Annotated in this window: 17 protein-coding genes and 3 pseudogenes; 13 read left to right on the top strand and 7 right to left on the bottom strand. The window is 69.5% G+C overall.

The window, feature by feature from the left end; translation table 11 throughout:
- Positions 1–80 precede the first annotated feature (80 nt).
- Positions 81–1,550, bottom strand: coding sequence for a deoxyribodipyrimidine photo-lyase (locus D7Y21_RS20825; protein WP_121715277.1), 1,470 nt, complete (start codon positions 1,548–1,550; stop codon positions 81–83).
- Positions 1,551–1,645: 95 nt separating this feature from the next.
- Here D7Y21_RS20825 and D7Y21_RS20820 point away from each other — a divergent pair, with 95 nt between their 5' ends.
- From D7Y21_RS20820 to D7Y21_RS20805, 4 genes are all read left to right on the top strand, one after another.
- Positions 1,646–2,920, top strand: coding sequence for a hypothetical protein (locus D7Y21_RS20820; RefSeq protein ID WP_199735467.1), 1,275 nt, complete (start codon positions 1,646–1,648; stop codon positions 2,918–2,920).
- Between the two features lie 67 nt (positions 2,921–2,987).
- On the top strand, positions 2,988–4,133 hold the full coding sequence (locus D7Y21_RS20815) for a DUF1015 family protein (RefSeq protein WP_121715273.1): 1,146 nt from the start codon (positions 2,988–2,990) through the stop codon (positions 4,131–4,133).
- Positions 4,134–4,142: 9 nt separating this feature from the next.
- Positions 4,143–4,937 carry a tRNA1(Val) (adenine(37)-N6)-methyltransferase gene (locus D7Y21_RS20810; protein WP_121715271.1) on the top strand — a complete coding sequence of 265 codons (795 nt, stop codon included), beginning with the start codon at positions 4,143–4,145 and terminating at the stop codon, positions 4,935–4,937.
- Between the two features lie 165 nt (positions 4,938–5,102).
- Complete coding sequence (locus D7Y21_RS20805) at positions 5,103–6,029, top strand: DUF6268 family outer membrane beta-barrel protein (RefSeq protein WP_233612219.1); 927 nt, start codon at positions 5,103–5,105, stop codon at positions 6,027–6,029.
- Between the two features lie 3 nt (positions 6,030–6,032).
- On the opposite strand, the gene D7Y21_RS20800 is transcribed toward D7Y21_RS20805, so the two are convergent.
- The 3 genes from D7Y21_RS20800 to D7Y21_RS20790 form a co-directional block, all read right to left on the bottom strand.
- On the bottom strand, positions 6,033–7,154 hold the full coding sequence (locus D7Y21_RS20800; protein WP_120562975.1) for a hypothetical protein: 1,122 nt from the start codon (positions 7,152–7,154) through the stop codon (positions 6,033–6,035).
- 3 nt (positions 7,155–7,157) lie between these two features.
- Positions 7,158–7,931 (bottom strand): hypothetical protein, encoded by a 774-nt coding sequence (locus D7Y21_RS20795; protein ID WP_233612223.1) that lies wholly within the window; start codon positions 7,929–7,931, stop codon positions 7,158–7,160.
- Between the two features lie 62 nt (positions 7,932–7,993).
- Positions 7,994–8,914 (bottom strand): ABC transporter ATP-binding protein, encoded by a 921-nt coding sequence (locus D7Y21_RS20790; protein WP_233612218.1) that lies wholly within the window; start codon positions 8,912–8,914, stop codon positions 7,994–7,996.
- A gap of 384 nt (positions 8,915–9,298) precedes the next feature.
- Here D7Y21_RS20790 and D7Y21_RS20785 point away from each other — a divergent pair, with 384 nt between their 5' ends.
- The 5 genes from D7Y21_RS20785 to D7Y21_RS20765 all read left to right on the top strand — a co-directional run bounded on the left by D7Y21_RS20785 (position 9,299) and on the right by D7Y21_RS20765 (position 13,979).
- Positions 9,299–9,508 (top strand): hypothetical protein, encoded by a 210-nt coding sequence (locus D7Y21_RS20785; protein WP_120563278.1) that lies wholly within the window; start codon positions 9,299–9,301, stop codon positions 9,506–9,508.
- 63 nt (positions 9,509–9,571) lie between these two features.
- A complete protein-coding gene (gene hemB, locus D7Y21_RS20780; protein WP_120562977.1) occupies positions 9,572–10,540 on the top strand; it encodes a porphobilinogen synthase in 969 nt (322 codons plus the stop codon).
- Positions 10,541–10,771: 231 nt separating this feature from the next.
- On the top strand, positions 10,772–11,161 hold the full coding sequence (locus D7Y21_RS20775) for a hypothetical protein (protein WP_233591523.1): 390 nt from the start codon (positions 10,772–10,774) through the stop codon (positions 11,159–11,161).
- A 23-nt stretch (positions 11,162–11,184) separates the two neighbouring features.
- Complete coding sequence (locus D7Y21_RS20770) at positions 11,185–11,802, top strand: RDD family protein (protein ID WP_120562978.1); 618 nt, start codon at positions 11,185–11,187, stop codon at positions 11,800–11,802.
- Positions 11,787–13,979 (top strand): ATP-grasp domain-containing protein, encoded by a 2,193-nt coding sequence (locus tag D7Y21_RS20765; RefSeq protein ID WP_121715267.1) that lies wholly within the window; start codon positions 11,787–11,789, stop codon positions 13,977–13,979. Before D7Y21_RS20770 ends, D7Y21_RS20765 begins: the two co-directional genes overlap by 16 nt.
- Positions 13,980–14,160: 181 nt before the next feature.
- Here the strand turns inward: D7Y21_RS20765 and D7Y21_RS42870 are convergent, their stop codons facing one another.
- Both D7Y21_RS42870 and D7Y21_RS43675 read right to left on the bottom strand, forming a co-directional pair.
- Positions 14,161–14,679 carry a hypothetical protein gene (locus tag D7Y21_RS42870; protein ID WP_233612217.1) on the bottom strand — a complete coding sequence of 173 codons (519 nt, stop codon included), beginning with the start codon at positions 14,677–14,679 and terminating at the stop codon, positions 14,161–14,163.
- 42 nt (positions 14,680–14,721) lie between these two features.
- A pseudogene (locus D7Y21_RS43675) lies at positions 14,722–15,006 on the bottom strand (type II toxin-antitoxin system death-on-curing family toxin); the annotation flags it as partial.
- Between the two features lie 396 nt (positions 15,007–15,402).
- On the opposite strand from D7Y21_RS43675, the pseudogene D7Y21_RS42865 reads away from it, so the two are divergent.
- Both D7Y21_RS42865 and D7Y21_RS43670 read left to right on the top strand, forming a co-directional pair.
- A pseudogene (locus D7Y21_RS42865) lies at positions 15,403–15,456 on the top strand (hypothetical protein); the annotation flags it as partial.
- A 4-nt stretch (positions 15,457–15,460) separates the two neighbouring features.
- Positions 15,461–16,080 (top strand): annotated as a pseudogene (locus D7Y21_RS43670) (hypothetical protein).
- A gap of 11 nt (positions 16,081–16,091) precedes the next feature.
- On the opposite strand, the gene D7Y21_RS20750 reads toward D7Y21_RS43670, so the two are convergent.
- The gene (locus D7Y21_RS20750; RefSeq protein ID WP_121715262.1) at positions 16,092–17,522 is read right to left on the bottom strand and encodes a carotenoid oxygenase family protein; all 1,431 of its coding nucleotides are present in this window, start codon (positions 17,520–17,522) and stop codon (positions 16,092–16,094) included.
- Between the two features lie 175 nt (positions 17,523–17,697).
- Here D7Y21_RS20750 and D7Y21_RS20745 point away from each other — a divergent pair, with 175 nt between their 5' ends.
- Complete coding sequence (locus tag D7Y21_RS20745; RefSeq protein ID WP_121715260.1) at positions 17,698–18,357, top strand: TetR/AcrR family transcriptional regulator; 660 nt, start codon at positions 17,698–17,700, stop codon at positions 18,355–18,357.
- 66 nt (positions 18,358–18,423) lie between these two features.
- Positions 18,424–19,685 (top strand): P1 family peptidase (locus tag D7Y21_RS20740; RefSeq protein ID WP_147469344.1); only part of this gene is annotated, 1,262 nt, incomplete at its 3' end.

The raw sequence follows: 19,685 nt of genomic DNA, 5'->3' as shown, positions 1-19,685 counted from the left end.
AAAGCGGGTGCGTCCGTCCGGTTTAGTGACCCCGGGCCGGAAAGTGAACCGCCGTCTTCAGGGGGATGTCCACCGGCGGCCTACCTGGCTGTCTTACGGCGGGACTTCTTCACGGTCGCGGGGGGCTCGGGTTGTTCGGGCGGGGCGCCCCAGCGCTCCAGGTACGGGTCCAGGTCGAACTTCTCCGCGGTGCGCAGCGAGCTCATGGGCCGGACCTTCCCAATCACCGCGCGCTCCTGGAAGGGCCGGTCGTGCAGCCCCAGGACCCACATGAAGTTGGAGACGCTCGCCGGGTCGCGCCCGTCCACCGCGTAGGTGTCGTTGAGCCGCTCGATGCGGGCCAGCGCCTCCTCCGGCGTGGGGCTCCATTCGAGGATTTTCTTCCCCCAGAGCATGCGCAGGTAGTTGTGGATCCGTCCGCGCTCCCGCAGCTCGCGTTGGGACGCGTTCCAGAGCGGGTCCTGGGTGCGGCCCTGATCCAGCTCTTCGAACGAGTAGAGGTGCGGGCGCGGATCCTGCCGGTGGCGTGAGAGCGTTTCGCGCGCCCAGCCGGGCAGGGAGTCCGTGCTCAGCTGCTTCGGGCCGGGCGTGTGGAAGCAGTAGTTGAAGCCCAGCTCGCGGCGCACGAGCAGCTCCTCCACGAAGGACTGCACGGCGGGGTGGTCCTTGCCCTTCGCCGCGATGGCCGCGCGCGCCGCCTCGCCGGGGAAGAGGTTGCCCCAGTGGAAGTAGGGCGACAGGTTGGACTGCTGGCCCAGGCCCGGATCATTCCGGCCGGTGTCGTAGCCCTCCAGCCGCTCGTCGAGGAACGCGTCCAGGGCCTTGAGGCCCGCCTTGCGTCCGCCGCGCTCGGAGAGGGGCTTCACGGAATGATCCAGCGCGAACGTGTCCAGCGCGGCGCGGGCCTGCACGGCGTCGGACAGCTCGAAGTCCGGCTGGAGCTTCGCGCCCGACACGCGGGGCTTGCGCTTGGGCAGCGTGCGCTCCAGGTACTCCGGCCACAGCTTGCGCAGCTTGGGGCGCAGCGCGTACGCGCCCACCTGGGCCGCGGGGATGCGCTGCATAGGCACCACGCAGGAGGCGTCCACGGCGATGAGCGGCACCCGCAGCGCCTTCGCCGCGCCGCGCAGGTGGCCGGGGATGATGTACGTGGGGAACAGGTCCGACACGACGGCCGCCGCGCGCCGGCCCAGGCTCGCGAGCCTCGGCTTGTGTTCCTTCTTCGTGCGCGGCAGCTCCAGCCAGTACGTCAGGCCGCGCGCGGCGCAGCCCTTCGCCATGTCCGCCATGCCCTCCAGGGCCCACGCGTGGAGCCGCTCCGAAGCGTAGGGGTAGTCCGGGCGGATGGCCTGGTAGACGACGACGGGCAGGCCCAGGTGGTTGCCCAGCGCGATGGCGGCGTCCAGCGCGTGGTTCTCCTCCCACCGATGGTTCACCATGCACCAGTAGAGGACGAAGTCGCGCTGACCAGGAGGGAAGGGGGCCTCGTTCACCGCCTGCACGCGGGCGGAGTCGACGCCGAGTTCGGACCACGAGATGCCTTCAGGCATGGGCGCGCGAGAATCTTCGACACGCGGCGGAAAACCAACACGCGCGCACCGGTTGTGGTTTTCTGCCGGACGGCCGGACCCAAGGAGCCCCTCGCGTGTCACACCGTCGAACCTGGAACCTCCCTGTCACCGTCCTCGCGATCGCGCTGATGTTGCCGGGCCTCGCACTCGCGCAGGCGGGTGGTACGGGCGTCTATCCGGCGCCTCAGCCGCCGCCTCCGCCCGCGCCGGGCATGTACCCGGCGCCGTCCTCGCAGGCCGAGCCACAGGCGGAAGAACCGCGGCCCGTGAGGCCGTCCAGCGACGCCGACGGGCAGATGCCTCCCGCGGGTCCGTCGAACATCGACGCGTATCCGCCGCCCACGCAGGCGAACCCGGACGAAGGGCCTCCCCGCGCGAGCGACGCGCCCCTCGCGCCGACGGATCCAGACCGCCTGCGCACGGAGCCTCAGGCGCCGTTGACGGAAGGCACGCGGGAGGTGCGCCCGGAGTCCATTCGCGACGAGACCGCGACCGCCGCCTCGCGGCTCCGCCCGCCGCCGGAGGACAACGGCGTGTTCCTGGACGGCCAGCGCCGCCGGGGGCCGTTCCTGTCCGGTCCCGGCAGCGCGCGCTTCGTGCTGCACCACACGGCCCTGGGCGCGCTGGGTGGCTTCTTCACGCAGGCGTTCAACAAGGAGTTCAACTTCGACCGCAGCTCGCGCGAGTCGATGCTCGCGGGCACCCTCATCGGCGCGGGCCTGGGCTTCGGCGCTTCCGCGTGGTGGCAGTTCAACAACTGGGTGGACACGCCCATGGCGAACTTCACCATCCTCAACTCCGGCATTGGCGGCATGTTCCTCGCGGGCTTCATGGACCTCATCACCCAGGACCCGGGCGTGCTCACCTGGTCCGCGTTCCTGGGCGCGGAGCTGGGCGCGTGGCTGACGGCGGGCATCGGCGGCGGGCAGCTGCCGCTCTCGGACGGCCTGCTGGTGGCGTCCGGCGCGGGCTGGGCGGCGGCGTACAGCGCGCTGTTCCTCGCCATCGTGCACTTCTCCGGCACGTCCATCTCCGGCAAGACGTGGAAGGACATGCTGCTCATCTCCCCGGGAGTGGGCGCGGGCGTGCTGGCCCTGGCGACCATGCGCTACAACCCCACGGCGTCGCAGATCCTCCGCGCGGACCTCTTCGGCGGCGGGGTGGGCGCGGCGGTGTTGCTCATCTCCGGCCTGGTGCTGGGCGGCTTCAACCAGTCCACCCCCTACGTGCTGTCCTTCCTGGGCTCCGCGGGCGCCATTACCACCGTGAGCCTGCTGTGGGAGGAGAGCGTGGACCGGTCCGCGCTGCGCAGCGCCAAGGACCGGCCCTACAAGAACGTCTGGTGGTAGACGGCCTGGTGGACGGGCGAGCAGGCGTCATGGCGCGGGGGAAGGGGCGGCATCACCTTTCCCCGGTATGGCGCGCGTCCTCCCGTTCTCGGCCCTCCTGACGTCGCTGGACTCCTCGCTGGAGCCCGGGGACGGTCCTCCTCGCGGAAACGCGGCCCCGCTGCCCACGCACGTGCGGCCCCTGCTGGAGGCCGCGAACCCGAGCGCCGAGCTGCGCCGGTTGCGCGACTCGGGCGGGCTGTTGAAGGACGCACGTCCCGCCCTCTACGTGGTGGAGTTGCACGGCTCGGCGGGTCGCTTCTCCGGCCCTCCCGTGCGCTACCTGCTGTGCGCGCTGACGCCGGACGCGGTGCCGTCGCTGGAGCAGGACCCGTACCGGCCCCGCGCGTGGGAGGTGGAGCCCGCCGTCACGCTGGTGGCGGATGACCACGGCGCCCTCCGCGCCCTGTTGGCGGAAGCGGCCGAGCGCGGCATCTCCGTCTGGAAGGGGCAGTACGACGGCAGCCCGGTGTCGCTCCTGCGCATCGAACCGTCCCCGGTGTCCAAGCGCCTGCAGGCGGTGCTGGACGAGGCCCCCATGCGGCCCCTGGCGGCCCTGAGCGAGCAGGGCCAGACGCTGGCCGCGGTGGTGCCGCTGTCCGAGCCGGGCCTGGAACTGTGCCCCATCCACCGTGCCCTGAAGGGCGTGGAGACGTTCAAGGAAGACACCTTCCTCACCCTGGTGGCCGCGTACGCGCGTGTGACGGAGCTGGACGCGCCGCTCACCACGCCGCAGGGGCTCGCCGCCGCGCGCGAGCGGCTGGCCACGCTGGTGCCCGGACAGCACGCCGTGCTGCTGGTGCTGCCGGGAGGCCGGGGCCGCATCCTGCGCTTCCGTCAGGGGCTGGACCTGGCGCACCTGAAGGGCGCGCCTCGAAACCCCACGCTGCGCAGCCTGGACCTGGCGCTGCTCAACGCGCTGGTGCTGCGCACGGTGCTGGGCATCCAGGAGCCGGAGGCGTCCGGGCATCCGCAGGTGTTCCCGGTGCACGGCCTGGAGTCGCTGGTGGCGGGCGTGGAGGCCGGCACGTTCCAGGCGGGCTTCGCGCTCAACCCTCCGCCGGTGTGGGAGGTGAGGGCGGTGATGGAGGCCCAGGCCACGCTGCCGCCGCGCACCCTGCGCGTGGAGCCGCGTGTGCCCGCGGGGTTGCTCTTCCTGGATCCCGAAGCCTGACGGCCCCGCGTGCGTGCGCTGACCGGCACCACGCAGGACTGGCCCCATCGGGTGCGGCTGCGGTTGGAGCCCGGGCCGGGGGAGACGCTCGACGCCATCTGCGGCGGCGTGGTGCAGGTGCTCCAGCGCCGGCTGGGCTACCGCTTCACGTTGGACCCCGTGCTGCTGGCGCACTTCGCGGTGTTCGAGGCGGGGGCGCACCGGGGGCGGCTGCTCGACCTGGGGACCGGGTGCGGCATCATCCCGCTGGTGCTGGCCCGCCGGTTTGGGCGAACGGACATCACCGCGCTGGAGCTGCAGCCGGGACTGTTCTTCCTGGCTGAGCGCAACGTGTACCTGAACCGCTGCGAGGGCGCGGTGACGCTGGTGCAGGGCGACCTGCGGCACGTGGCTGAAACGTTCCCCGCGAACAGCTTCGGCCACGTGCTGTGCAATCCGCCGTACCGAGCGCGCACCGCGGGCCAGAGCAACCTGTCCCGGGAGAAGGCGCTCGCGCGGCATGAGATTGCCTGCGAGCTGCCGGACGTGGTGCGCGCGGCGGCATACCTGCTCGTGCCCCGAGGCGCGATGTGCATGGTGTATCCGGCGTCCCGCTTCAGCGAGCTGGTGTCCGTGCTGCGCACGCTGCAACTGGAGCCGCGCACGGTGCGCATGGTGCATCCGCGCGCGGACCGGCCCGCGAAGCTGGTGCTGCTCCACGCGGTGAAGGGCGGCCGGGCGGACCTCACCGTGCTGCCGCCGCTCGTGGTCCACGCGGACGAGGACGCGGCCTTCACGGAAGAGGTCAACGCCATGGTGGGCTGACACACCCACACGTCTTTCGTATCACCCTGAGTATGGCGGGGCAGGGTAGACTTCCCGGCTTCGGGGCTGGGGACCGGCCGCCCCGTCTCGTGAAGGCAGGGTGTGATGCGCGTGGACTTCCGTCGCGCCGTGCAATGGCGAATCCGGGCCCGGATGGCAGCTGGCTTGAGCGGCTGGGTCGTGGCGCTGGTGCTGCTCATGGGTCCCCGCGTGCTGGCCCAGACGCAGGCGGACCGGCTCTATCTGAGCTACGGCCTCTCGGGTGGCGGCTCGCTGGAAGCGGGAGGCGCCCGCATCAAGGAGCGGCGGACCCTGGAACTGCGCGTGCCGCTGCCGCCGCTCGTCCTGGGGCGCACGTACCTGCTGCCGTCGGTGGGGTATGAGACGCGGTGGATGGGCGCGGATGTGCCCACCGTGGGCGATGACGCTGTGGATCGGCAGTTCCACCGCATCCAGCTGGGGCTCACGGTCGTCAGGCCCGTGGCACCGCGCTGGCTGGTGGTCGGCGGCGTGATGGGCAGCACCCGCACGGACTTCCGGTCCTCCTTCGACCTGGCGCTGGACACGTCGTGGGTGGCCTTCGCGATGGCCAGCTACCAGTTCGAGGACACGCCGGGGCTCGGGGTGACCTTCGGAGTGGTCGCGCTGTGGCCGTTCGACATGCTGCCGGTGGGGCCCATGCTGAGCCTCACCTACAACCGGGGCCCGTACGTCCTGGAGGTGGGCCTGCCCCGGCTCACGCTGCTGCGCAAGCTGGGCGACACGGTGGAGCTGGGGTTGGTGGGGGCGCTGGACATGCAGGTGCTCCGAACCCGGTTCGATCCGGAGCTCCGGGCGCTGAACGCCAGCTACCTGCGCGAGACCCAGGTCCGCGTGGGGCCCACCGTGAACGTCCACCTGGGCCGTGACCTGTGGCTGAGCTCGTCGGTGGGCCTGTCGCTGATCAACGACTACGCGCTGCTGGACCGCCAGCGCGACAGCCTGAACGTCCGCGGGCTGGACATGGGGCCCGCTCCGTATGGCCGCGTCGTCCTGGGCTGGCGCCCGCAGCGTCCCCAGGCGAAAGCGAAGAGCCCGCGCCCGGCGCCCTGAGCGCTACGGCGCCGGCTTCGCGCTCTCAGCGGCCTGGCGCTCCTGGCGGCACCAGGAGAGCTGCTCCTGGAGGGTGGCCAGCGGCACGGCCAGCTCCAGCTTGAAGGACGAGCCGTCCGGCCGGACCTTCGCGAAGTCCAGGAGCTGCGCCAGGTCGTCCTTGCCGTCCGCCTGCGCCTTCATGCGCGCCATGGACAGCGCGCCGCCCAGGGACTTGCCCAGGTCCGCCATCTTCTCCGCGTCCAGGCCCGTCACGTTGGCCACCATGGCCACGTCGCCGCTGGTGTCCAGGTGCAGCTCCACGTTCTGGGCCACGTCCGTCAGCCGCTTCGCGAGCTCCGCCTGGTCCGGCCCCAGCAGCTTCGCCAGGGTCTCCACCGCCAGCACGCCGTACATTTCACCGTAGGTGCTGTTCTCATCCAGCAGCGGCGGCCCTTCCTCCTGGCCGCGCCCGTCCATGCGGTCGAGCACCGTCTTCACGGAGTCCGGCGACTTGCCGAACACCAGCATCTGGTTGTTCCAGGTGCCCACCGAGGTGTCCATGCGCCCGCGCTGCGTGCCGCCGTCAGACAGGGCGAAGGTCGTGTCCCCCGGCTCGTACACGCGCGCGCCTGAGCCGTAGTCAGAGGACACGCGCTCGCCCAGCAGCTCCTGGTACTTCGCCTTGCTGAAGTCGCCGGAGAGGATGACGCCCTCGTCGGTGACGACCAGCCGGTCCAGGTCCTGGAGCGGATCCACGCCGCTCAGCGCCTTGAACTGCTCCAGGTTCTTGCCGCCGTCGCGCAAGAGGCAGTCCATGAGCAGCTCGCCCACGGGCGAGTAGCGGAGCGCGTTCGCCTCGATGACCACCGCCGTGCGGCCCGGTCCGCGGGGCAGCGCCGCGAGCAGCGGATCCCTCGGCTTCGCCGGCGCGGCCACGCCCGCGTCCACCACCGCGGGCATCACCCACGTGCGCCGCTTCTCCGCGCGCTCCAGGTCCGTGCCCCGCATGCGCCGGGGGAAGTCCACGTCCGGAGCTTCGGCGGCCGGCTTGTCGCCCTGGCCCGTGAACATCAGGACCGCGCCTCCGGCGAACAACAGCAGCGCCCCCACCAGCCACACCCTCCTGCGCCCGCGCGAATCCATGGTTCAGCAGTCCTTTCCTTCGAAGTGCCAGAAGCCCACGGAGAGGGCCCCCAGTCCGAACACCAGCACGCCACCCAGCAGCATGCCCAGAGAACCCTTCTCCAGCGGCGTGGAGCTGGCCAGGTCCGCCGCGCGCGATGCCAGCGCGGACAGCCGGGGCAGCACCAGCGTCACCGCGTCGAACGCCGTGCGGCCGAAGCCCGACTCCAGGTAGCGCGACACGTCCGCGCGGAAGCCCGCGAGGATGCCGCCCACCAGCAGCACGAAGCCCGCCGCCGAGCACAGCGCCGCGCTGCGCACCAGCGTCGCCGTGGTGAGCATCACCGCGTACACCGCCGCGAACCCCACGCACGCCAAGCCCCCGGCGATGAGCGGCCCCACCGTCCAGTACCCCGTCTTCACCCCGAAGATGAGCGTCAGCCCGCCCGCGGCGTACACCGTGCCGCCCAGGGCCAGCGTCATCACCCCCAGGAACGTGCCGGCGAGCAGGTGCCAGCGCTGCAAGGGGAGGGCGAGCAGGTGCTCGATGCGGCCGGGCGACAACAGCCCCGGCGCGAAGTCCGAGCACGCGACGATGCCGAAGAGGATGCCGCCGTAGAACACCAGGTACGCCGCCGCGCGGTACATGGGCCGGAGCGCCACGTCCACGGACATGATGTTGGAGCGCATCACCTCGCCGAACAGGCGCGTCGCCGCGAGCGCTCCGTCCACGACCTCCAGCTTGAGGCTGAGCGCCACGGTGGCCAGCACCAGCGTGAGCCCCACCATGAAGGCCATGATGAACTTGCGCGACGCCGCCTCGCGCAGCACGTAGCCGGCGATGACGAAGACAGGGCTCTTCACGCCGCCACCCCCGGCCCACCGACAGCGCCCACGAGCACCGCCTCCAGGTCCGCGCCCTCGCGCTTGAGTTCCATCAGCATCGCACCCGAGGCCCGCGCCCGGTCCAGCGCCGCGTTGAGCACCGCCACGTCCGCCGCGTCCACCGAATACACACCGTCCTCCCGGCCACCGCTCGCGGACGCTACGTCCGCCCGCGCGTCACCGCCTGCCGCCGCGCCAGTCCTTCCACCCCGCGCTGGGTCCGCCACGGCCATGAAGCCCGCCGCCTCCAGCGCAGCCCGGTCCGCGCCGGGCGCGAAGCGCACGCGCCAGCGGGCCCCGGCCTTCGTCAGCTCCTCCAGCCGCCCTTCGCGCAGCACGCGCCCGTCCGCGAGGATTGCCACGCGGTCGCACACGCGCTCCGTCTCCGCCAGCAGGTGCGAGTTGAGGAACAGCGTCACGCCCTTCTGGACCTCCTCCTGGAGGATGCGGCGCACCTCCAGCCGGCCCATGGGGTCGATGCCGTCCGTGGGCTCATCCAGCACGAGCAGCGCCGGGTCTCCCAACAGCGCCGCCGCCAGCCCCAGCCGCTGCCGCATGCCCTTGGAGTAGCCGCCGATGCGCCGGTCCATTGCGTCCGAAAGTCCCACGCGCTCCAGGAGCCGCGCGTGCGCGTTCGCATCCGGCTTCAATCCCTTGAGCCGCGCCACGGTGGCCAGGAACGCGGGCGACTTCCACGTGCCGGGCAGGTGCAGCCGCTCCGGCAGGTATCCGATGCGCGCGCGGATGGCGGGATCCTCCGGCGACCCGCCCAGCACGCGCACCGTGCCCGCGGTGGGCCGCACGATGCCGAGCACGCTCTTGATGAAGGTCGTCTTGCCGGCGCCGTTGGGGCCAATCAGCCCGAACGCGCTGCCCGCCGGGACGTGGAGGTCCATGCCCCGGAGGGCTTCATGGCCGCCACGACCGAACGCTCGGCGATACGTTTTTCGCAGGCCCTGCACTTCGAGGGCGGGAGGAGGAGTCGTCACGGTTACGACTGTAGACGACCCGGCGGGGCGATGATTGCACCCGCATGGATCCAAGGGGAGGGACGGGCGGCCCTGCATGCGGGTTTCCCTCCGCGTTCCCTCGTTCGCGCCGCTGGGAAAAGCCTTGCGCACCCGGAGCGCGCGTGGCGCGACGCGACACCTCGTCTTTCCCGGGCGTTGCACTCCTGGGGGTTCCAACGGTACCCCTGGTCCAGACCCTGCAATGCCTGTCAGCGACCCGCGGGAGATGAACGCCAACCCTCGCGGACACACCACACTGGAGACATGGGCATGACGTGGGCAAACGGGACCGAGCAGCAGCTTCAGGACGCGCGCCGTGAGCTGGAGGCCGCCGAGCGGGAGCTGAACACCGGGACCGAGGCGGCCCGGGTGCGCTACGCCCGGGCGCTGTACGAGGCGGACCTGGCCGGGCGGCGGGCCGACCGCATGGCTCGCGATTCCCGCCGCCAGCAGCTGACCTGGCGCCCCGTCGCCGGCTGAGCAGGCGGATTCAGGACGCGGAAGGGGTGAAGCGCGGGGCCCGGCGGTTTATACCGGCGACCCATGGCCCACCCCGTCCACCGTCCCCGCAGGCTGCGCCGCTCGGCGGCGCTCCGTGACATGGTGAGAGAGACGCGCCTCTCGCCCACGGACTTCATCTATCCGCTGTTCGTCGTGGAGGGCCGGGACGTGCGCCGTCCCATCTCCTCCATGCCGGGCGTCTTCAACTTCTCACTGGAGCACGCGGTGAAGGAGGCGAAGCTCGCGAAGTCGCTGGGCGTGCCGTCCGTCATCCTCTTCGGCATCCCGGACCACAAGGACGCGCGCGGCACCCAGGCGTACGCGACGGACGGCATCGTCCAGCGCGCCATCCGGGAGATCAAGGCCGCGGAGCCGGACCTCCAGGTCATCGCGGACGTGTGCCTGTGCGAGTACACCGACCACGGCCACTGCGGCGTGCTGGACGGCAACCACGTGGCCAACGACGCCACGCTGCCGCTCCTGGCCCAGATGGCCGTCACCTGCGCGCAGGCGGGCGCGGACATCATCGCGCCGTCGGACATGATGGACGGCCGCATCGGCGCCATCCGCAAGGCGCTGGATGAGGTGAAGCACCAGGACACGCCCATCATGGCGTACTCGGCGAAGTACGCCTCCGGCTTCTACGGCCCGTTCCGTGAAGCCGCGCAGAGCACGCCGCAGTTCGGCGACCGCCGCGGCTACCAGATGGACCCCGGCAACGTGCGCGAGGCCATCCGCGAGACGGCGCTGGACGTGGACGAAGGCGCGGACTTCATCATGGTGAAGCCGGCGCTGTCGTACCTGGACGTCATCCGCGCGCTGCGGGAGAACTTCGACCTGCCGCTCGCCGCGTACAACGTCTCCGGCGAGTACGCGATGCTCAAGGCCGCCGGGCAGAACGGCTGGGTGGACTACGAGCGCGTGATGTTGGAGGTCCTCACATCCATCAAGCGCGCGGGCGCCGACCTGGTCATCACCTACCACGCCCTGGAAGCGGCCAAGCTCCTGTAGGCGACACCCGGGCGCGCGTGTTCGGCGGAAGGCTTGATCGCTTCCGCCGCTTGCGCCCAAATGCTCCCCACAACGATGCCCACCCAGAAGAAGCGGCCCGGACGCAGAACCGAGAAGCCTCCGCCCAGACGTGGCGCGACGTCCAAGGCCCGTAAGAGCCAGTCGCCGCGCTCCAGATCGGGCCAGCGCCCCGGGAAGGGCCGCGCTCCCGTCATCCGTGAGCCGGGGCCGTTGCAGTACAAAGTGGTGGAGCTGTCCACGGTGGACGAGGGAGCGCTGGAGCGCACCTTGAACGAGTGGACGGCCAAGGGCTGGAACCTGGACGGCGTGCAGTTCGCGATGCGCGAGTCCTCCAAGCGCCCGGCCATGGCCTTCATCTTCTTCACCCGCGAGGGCGAGGCCGCGCGACACGACGAGGACGACGCGCGGCAGAAGCTCCTGCGCATGTCTGAAACGGGCAGCCCCACGGCCCGGCTCGCGGCGGAAGCGGCCGGGGAGCACGCGCAGACAGTGGTGCCCTTCGTCCACCCGCTGTCCGCGCACGAGCGGCTGGCGAAGCTGGCGGGGCTGGACGAGCCGGAGCCCACGGAAGAAGGGCTCACGCTGGAGCCCGAGGAGTGAGCACCTCCCCCGAACGCAGTCTCATGGCGGAAGGCCGGAGCGCGGGCCGCGTGCTGCGGCTGGTGCAGGAGGACGCGGGGCCGGATTCACCGTACCCGAAGGCGTCGCTGCTCCTGCGGCTGGGCGCTCGGATCATCGACTGCGCGGTGGCCTGGGGCCTGTACGTGGTGTGCGGCGCGGCGGGCGCGGTGGTGGCGCTGCTGTTCCTGCTGCTCGCGGACGGGATGCTCCAGGGGCAGAGCGTGGGCAAGCGCATTTGCGGCGTGAAGGTGATGCACCTGCCCACGCGCTCGGCCGCGCGGCACCGTGACAGCACGCTTCGCAACGCGCCGCTCGCGCTGGTGGTGCTGCTGGGGATGATGCCCGCGCCGCATGGCGTGGTGGCCGCCCTGGCGGGCTTCGTGGTGATTGGCGGCGTGGAGGCGTGGCGCGTGCTGCGCGACCCGCTGGGCCTGCGGCTGGGGGACACCTGGGCGCAGACGCAGGTGGTGGACGGGAAGGTTGTCGCGGGCGCGACGGTTGCAGCCCGCACGCCGGTGGGCGCCACGCGCGCTCCCGGACGGTTGATGTCCGCGGCGAAAGTGCGCCGCGGCAAGGCGTTCAGGAAAGGGAGACGGGGTAAGCCATGCGCATCGCGCTGACCTACAACCTGCGGCTTTCGGACTCGGAAGAAGAGGCGGAGTTCGACACGCAGGAGACGGTGAACACGCTGGCGGGAGCCATCGAGCGGCTGGGCCACCGCCTGGAGCGCTTCGAGGTGAGCGGCCCCGCGTCGCGCACCGTCGCCCGCCTGGAGGCGTACAGCCCGGACCTCATCTTCAACACGGCGGAGGGCCGCCGCGGCCGCTTCCGTGAGGCCTTCTACCCGGCGCTCTTCGACGAGCTGGGCTTCGCGTACACGGGCTCGGACGCGTACGCGCTGGCGCTCACGTTGGACAAGCAGCTCACCAAGCTCATCCTCTCCAAGCACGGCATCCGCACGCCGGGCTGGCAGTACGTGGAGAAGCTCAGCGAGCTTCAGCCGGAGAACCTGCGCTTCCCCGTCATCGTGAAGCCCAACTTCGAGGGCTCCTCCAAGGGCATCACCCAGGACTCCGTCGCGGAGACGCTGGAGCAGGTGCGCGAGAAGGTGGCGAAGGCGCTGGAGAAGTACCCGGCGGGCGTGCTGGTGGAGGAGTACATCAGCGGGCGCGACCTCACGGTGCCGTTCCTGGCCGCGGTGGACAACGACTACGACGGCGTGCTCGCGCCGGTGGAGTACGTCATCGACCCGGAGGCGTCCCAGGGCCGCAAGTACGCCATCTACGACTACGAGCTGAAGACGCGCCGGGAGAAGTCCGTGTCCGTGCGCGCGCCCGCGAACATCCCGGCGAAGATGTCCGAGGACGTCCGCACCATGGCGCAGAAGATCCTCCAGGTGCTGGACTGCCGCGACCTGGGCCGGCTGGACTTCCGCGTGTCCGACGCGGGCGTGCCGTACTTCCTGGAGATCAACGCGCTGCCCAGCCTGGAGCCGGGCGCGGGCATCTACGCCGCGGCGGAGCTGGAAGGGCTGCACCTGGACGGGGTCATCAACTCCATCATCCAGAGCGCGGGCAAGCGTCACAAGATCCGCGACAACAAGAGCCGCCAGGGCAGGCCCGCGCGCAAGTCCGGGCCGCTGCGCGTGGGCTTCAGCTTCAACGTGAAGCGCGTGAAGCCCAGCGCCACGGCGGAGACGGTGCAGGAGGACAGCGAGGCGGAGTACGACTCGCCCAACACCCTCCAGGCCATCCGTGAGGCGATTGCCTCCTGGGGCCACGAGGTCATCGACCTGGAGGCCACGGCGGAGCTGCCCACGGTGCTCTCCAGCACGCCGTTGGACATCGTCTTCAACATCGCGGAGGGCTTCAAGGGCCGCAACCGCGAGAGCCAGGTGCCGGCGATGCTGGAGCTCCTGGACATCCCGTACACGGGCTCGGATCCGGCGACGCTGTCGCTCGCGCTGGACAAGGCGCTGGCGAAGAAGATCGTCCGTCAGGCGGGCATCCTCACGCCCAACTTCCAGCTGATGGTCACGGGCAAGGAGCGCCTCAACAAGGAGTTCACCTCCTTCCCGCTCATCGTGAAGCCGGTGGCGGAGGGCAGCTCCAAGGGCGTCGTCACCAAGAGCGTCTGCTACTCCGAGGCGGAGCTGCGCGACGTGGTGAAGGAGATCGCCGGCAAGTACCAGCAGCCCGCGCTGATTGAAGAGTACATCGGCGGCCGCGAGTTCACGGTGGGCCTGCTGGGCGAGCGGCGTCCGCGCGTGCTCCCGCCCATGGAGATCGTCTTCCTGGACAAGGCGGAGAAGAACCCCGTCTACAGCTTCCAGCACAAGCTGGATTGGACGGACCGCATCCGCTACGACGCGCCCGCGAAGATCGAACCCGCGCTGCTGGAGAAGCTGCGCACGGCGGCGCGCAACTCGTTCATGGCGCTGGGGTGCCGCGACGTGGCGCGCATCGACTTCCGCATGGATGACAAGGGGCGCATCTACTTCATCGAGTGCAACCCGCTGCCCGGCCTCACGCCCGGCTGGAGCGACCTGGTGCTCATCGCGGCGGGTGCCGGCATGGACTACCGGACGCTGATTGGTGAGATCATGGCGCCCGCCATCCGCCGCTACAAGGAGCGCGAGGCACGCCGGGCCCAGACGGAGCACCCGGCCGGTGCCCACGCGCCGCCGCTCAACAAGGTCGTGCAGCGGATTGAGGAGCAGAACGCGCGGGCCACCGCGACCGCCTCGGCCTCACCGCAGGAGCCGACGCCTCCGCCGCGTCCGGAGCTCAAGTCCTGAGCGTCCGCTGAAGCGGGGCAGGGAAGGGGACGGTGCTCGAAAGGCGCCGTCCCCGTTTCATTTCAGCCGTCGTTGAGGGCCTGGGCCCAGCCCTTCTCGAAGTTGTCGTGGTACGCCTGCCACAGCGCGTCGGAGTGGTGTCTTGGCGAATTCTCGTTATTGCAGCACGTATAGGTAGGTATTATTTGTTTGCAAGACTACGCAGTAATTTTCGATACTTGTTTATGATGCCGTCCACAACTAATGCCTCATCGTAGAATGCAGCGGAATCGACGCCGTCCTCCTCAGTCAATCGACAGATTCGACGGGCCTTCTTGATTTCAGACACGCCGATTTCGCGCTTTCCTCCGGGGTATCCCATTGTTCCTACATGTTGTCTTTTGGCGCGGGGGCCTCCAAGCCATTTGCTTGGTTTATGTGTCTGACTTGTTTTGTATATTTGGATGTAATTCCCATTCGGGTCGGAAAGCTCATAGCCGTGCTTCTTTAGGATTTGCTCTAGCTCGTCAAAGGTCATGACGCGCTCACCGCGTTGTACTTGACGCGAGTTCTGTCGGATCCACTCAGTAAGGGCGCGCACATCCCGTTCGGCCTTGTCTGCGCTGCGTTTGAGGACGTGTCTAAGCTTTGGGTAAAGGGGAAGTTCTCCAACGACAAGGTCAAGAACCATTTTTTCAATTTCGAGCCATCGAATATCCATGAGGGCGAGTCTGTTTCTGTCCAAATGATTTAGCAGTGCTACGACCGCAGTGCGTTTGTTTCCATCGTGAAATGGATGGTTTTTAGATATTCCATACATCAATGTTGCGGCGTTTTCTATCGGTCCAGGATATAGGAGTGTGGAATGACTCCCCATGAACTGGCGAGCGACAGCTGACTCGAGGAGTCCTCTGTCCTTGACTCCGTGGCTAACGCCAATTCCTCCCATTCTGGCGATCGGTCCTCCTGCGCCAATGGCGTCTTGTGAGACTTTATCGTGTATTAGAATGACGTCGTCGACGGAGAGTGTCTGGCATGTGGCTGTCATATATGGAGCATGTCGTAGGGGAAGGGTGTGTCAAGTGGGTGGGTATAGGCTTTGGGTGGGGTGTTTGTGACTCGGATCTGCGTGGCCTCCAATTGACTGGGGCAGTGGCGGGGTGGAGCATCAATTGCCCGAGAGGCAACGCTGGAGTGCTCTATTGCTGATCCTCCTGCAGAGGACAGGGCACGCTCTTTGTGGGCCTTTGCCCTGGATGCTTCGACTGTATTGCTGTGTGTCTGTTGCGTTTCAATCGGCGTTGAATGCCTGGGGCCCAGCCCTTCTCGAAGCTGTTGTCGTACGCCCGCCCTGTCGCGTTTGAGCAGGACTCAAGTTCCCCAGGCAACTGGACGCCGGCGCACGCCCGGGTTGCGTCGTGAGGAGGTCGCCGCGCGAGTCGGCGTGAGCGTCACCTGGTACACGTGGCTCGAACAGGGGCGCGGCGGCATGCCCTCGGAAGATGTGCTCGAACGCCTCGCACGTGCACCTGAGTTCGATGACACGAATCGCGAGGTGTTGTTCCAGCTCGCGCAGGATCGTCCACCGCCGCGGAGGCCCGCGCCGCCCGCTGCGGTCACGCCGTCGCTCCAGCGCGCTCGACAGCATGACCATCCCCGCATTCGTGAAGACGCTGACGTTCCAGGTCGTCGCATGGAATCGCGCCGCAGTCGCGGTGTTCGGCGACTACGGCGCGGTGCCAGAGCGCGAGCGCACCTGCTGCGCCGGGCCTTCCATCCGGGTTCGGAGTGCAAGATTCACCAGCTCGAGGAGGTTCGTTGCACGTGTCTCGCGGCGTTTCGCGTCGACATCGCGCGAGCCGGCCAGTCCGACGAGGCGACGGCGCTCATCGACGAGTTGATGGAGGCGAGCCCCGACTTCCGCCGGCTGTGGGACGAAGGGGATCTCCAATCGCACGGCACGTTGCGGAAGCAGCTCGTGCGTCCCGCGGTCGGCGAGCTGGTGCTTGAGTCGTCGGTGTTCACCGTCGAGGGTGGCGACGGCCTCTCGATGTTCGGGTGGTCACCCGCTAACGAGGAGAGAGCGCGCTCCCTCGCCCAGCTGGTCCAACGCTCCGGTTGACCTCCGCAGTGTCACTTCCCGGGCGCGAAGCCGCCGTGGAACGTGGGCGGCAGGGCGTGATCGAAGTGGCAGCGCGCCACGGGTCCGTCCTCCAGGTGGCGCGCGTCCAGCACGGCGACGTGGGACGTGTCCGTCTTCGCGTCGAACACCTGCGTCAGCACCCAGCCGTCGTCCTCGGCGCTTCCGCCGGGGCGGGGGACGAACACGGGCTCGGAGGGGTAGGTGCCCTCGCCCAGGGAGACCTTCGTCATGCGCCCCGTGGTCATGTCCACGCGCGCCACGCCGTCGAAGAGGCCGCGCCGGGCTTCATCGCTGAGGTGCACGCCCAGGTAGAGCGTCTCGTGCGAGCGGCCCACGACGCCGGGGGCCACGCGGGGGAACTCGCAGCTGATGTCCGCGCGCTGTTCGGTGCGGAAGGTGCGTGCCTTCAGGTCCACCACCGCCCGGTGCAGCATGCCCTTCGCGTCCAGGGACGTGGTGCCTCGCACCAGCTCACCCAGCCACTGGTTCGTCGTGAAGTCGGGGTAGCGCACGTAGTCCACCACCAGCGTGTCGCCCTCTTCGTACGCGTTGCCGAAGTGCCACAGGTAGAAGGCGTCCGTGGTGATGCGCACCGGGTGCGCCACGTCGTCGATGGGCACCACCAGCACGTCCGCGCCCGCCTCCGGCCGCCACCGCAGGTTCTCCGAGTACGAACCCACCCGCAGCAGCGCGCGGAAGAGGTTCAAGCGCAGCGGTGACAGGAAGAAGACGAGGTAGCGGTCCGTGGCGATGAAGTCGTGCACCATCGTCGCGCCCGGCAGCTTCACCGTGCCCAGCCGCTGGGCCTTGCCGCCGTCCGGCAGCGCGTAGAGGTCCGCCAGCGTCTCCCGGCCGTAGCGGATGCCGAAGTTGTAGGACGCCTTGCGTGACGGCACACGGTGCGGGTGCGCGGAGAACGTCTCCACCACCGTGCCGTCGAAGTCCGTCTCGCCCAGCGTGGACAGGTCCTCCGGCGACACCTCCACCGGCACGCTGCCCTCGAAGAGCGCGTACAGCTTGCCGTTCCATGCCATCACCGACGTGTTCGCGGAGTTCTTGCGCACGTCGCGCAGCTTGTGGAGCAACGGCGTGGGCGTGCCGTACGCGCCGTAGCGCTGTGAGGAAGCCTTGCGCTCCGCCACCATGGTGGGCGTGTCCAGCAGCCGCGACGCCCCCGTCACCCCGTCCGCCCCGAAGCGCACGCCCAGCATCCCGCCGTCCCCGTCGAACCAGTGCTGGTAGGGCCGGCCATGCACGTCGAACGTCCACGGCCCCACCCGGTACAGCGAGCCCCGCAGCCCCTCCGGCACCTGGCCCTCCACGCGAAGCGGTTCGAAGCCGTGCTGGCGGGGGAGCGTGCGGAACGCCCGCAGCCAGCCCGGCGCGGAGGAGGACATCGTCTGCTTCATCGCGGTCGTCATGACGGCTCCCTTTCCAGTGCAACGTAGGGCGCGAGAGAACTCCGCGCCGTCCATCTTGTAGACACTGTAAACATCGCATGTTGCCGCCGTCAACATGGATGTTGACGCTGGTAACTTCGCGCGGTGGATGGTCAAGTCGCGCAGGCGACAGTGGGCGCGTCAGGAGGCACGGACGGTGGCGACGAAGGGCAAGCGGAAGCAGGCGGCGGAGGCACCCGAGGACAAGGGCCGCTACCACCACGGAGACCTGCGCCAGGCGCTGGTAGACGCGGCGGTGGCGCTCATCGCCGAGGAGGGCTTCGGCGCGCTGTCCCTGCGAGAGGTGGCCCGGCGGGCGGGCGTCACCCACGCGGCGCCATACCGGCACTTCGCGGACAAGGAGGCGCTGCTGGAGGCGGTGGCGCACGAGGGCTTCCGCGCCATGGCGCGCGAGATGCGTGAGCGCATGGCCCCGCACACCGGCCCTCTGGAGCGGCTGTACGCGGCGGGTGAGGCCTACGTGCTGTTCGCGGTGCGCCACCCGCCGCACTTCCGGGTGATGTTCGGCCCGCACTTCACCCGGCCCATGTCACCGCCCCCGGAGCCGGAAGGAGAGCAGGGCGCCTTCACGCTGCTGGTGAGCAGCATCGAGGCCGGACAGGCCGCGGGCCTCCTGCGCCCCGGCGAGTCGCGGCCCCTCACGCTCACCGCATGGTCGCTCGTGCACGGGCTGGCCTCGCTGTTCGTGGACCGGCAGCTCGGTGAGTCCCCGCAGGGCGAGGAGGCCGCGGAGGCGCTCGCCCGCGTGCAGACGCGGCTGCTCGTCGAGGGGCTGAGGCCGCCCGCACGCGGCTGAACCTTCGCGACAGTTGGTAGGGAAAGCAGGGTTGACCGTCGGAGATTGTCGGGTACGGTCGGCGCCATGGTGCGGATACCGGAAGAGAATGGGCCAAGGGTCCGGGCGCGGGAGCTGGGGCTTCCGCTGGGGCGCTTCAAGCCGGGGAAGTACAACGCCATCACCGACGTCGAAGGCGTGCTGGTGGGCCACACCACCATCATCGAAGGCTCGGGGCCGTTACGGCCCGGCTACGGTCCGGTGCGCACGGGCGTCACGGCCATCCTGCCCAACCTGGGCAACATCTTCATGGAACGCATGAGCGGGGGCGGCTTCGTGCTCAACGGCGCGGGCGAGGTCTCCGGCATGACGCAGCTGATGGAGTGGGGCCTCATCGAAACGCCCATCCTTCTCACCAACACCATGGCCGTGGGCGCCGTGTCCGACGGCGTGGCCAACTACCTGGTCCAGCGCTACCCGGGCATCGGTGACGAGCACGACGTCATCATCCCCGTGGTGGGCGAGTGCGACGACTCGTGGCTCAACGACGTCTCCGGCCGCCACGTGCGCCAGGAGCACGTCTTCGCCGCCATCAACAACGCGAAGTCCGGCCCCGTGCAGGAGGGCAACGTCGGCGGCGGCACCGGCATGGTGACGTGCGACTTCAAGGGCGGCATCGGCACGTCGTCGCGCAAGCTGCCGGAGGTGCTGGGCGGCTACACGCTGGGTGTGCTCGTCATGTCCAACTTCGGGAAGATGCACAACCTGCGTGTGGGCGGCCTGCCCGTGGGCGAAGTGCTGGTGGAGAAGTTCAAGAACACCCCCCACCGAGGCAAGTCCTACGGCTCCATCATCGCGGTGGTCGCCACGGACGCGCCGCTGCTCAGCCATCAGATCAACCGCCTCTGCAAGCGCGTGGGCCTGGGCATTGGCCGGGTGGGCAGCTACGCGGCGCACGGCTCCGGTGAAATCGTGGTGGGCTTCTCCACCGCGAACATCATCCCCAGGCGCACCCAGAAGATGGTCTACAAGATGAAGATCCTCCTGGATCAGCGTCTGGACCCCCTCTACGAGGCCGTGATGGAGGCCACGGAGGAGGCCATCCTCAACGCCATGTGCATGGCGGAGCCCATGACGGGGGTGAACGACAACTACTCGCCCGCGCTGCCCCTGGACGAGGTCCGCCGCTTCGTGGACGCCTGCCGCCCCATCTTCGCCTCGGTGAAGAAGCGCCCCCACCAGACGAGCGTGCCGGCCTCCAAGGAGCGCCCCACCGACGAGGACCGGGAGGGGGACGTGACCCTGGGCGCCGCCCAGCCCACCCGGGTCCGCAGCGCGGAGGGCATTCC

The organism is Corallococcus sp. AB045 (assembly GCF_003668895.1).
Lineage (GTDB): Bacteria > Myxococcota > Myxococcia > Myxococcales > Myxococcaceae > Corallococcus > Corallococcus coralloides.
Note: the sequence above shows the minus strand (reverse complement) of the source record. Positions and strands in the feature narration are given on the sequence as shown.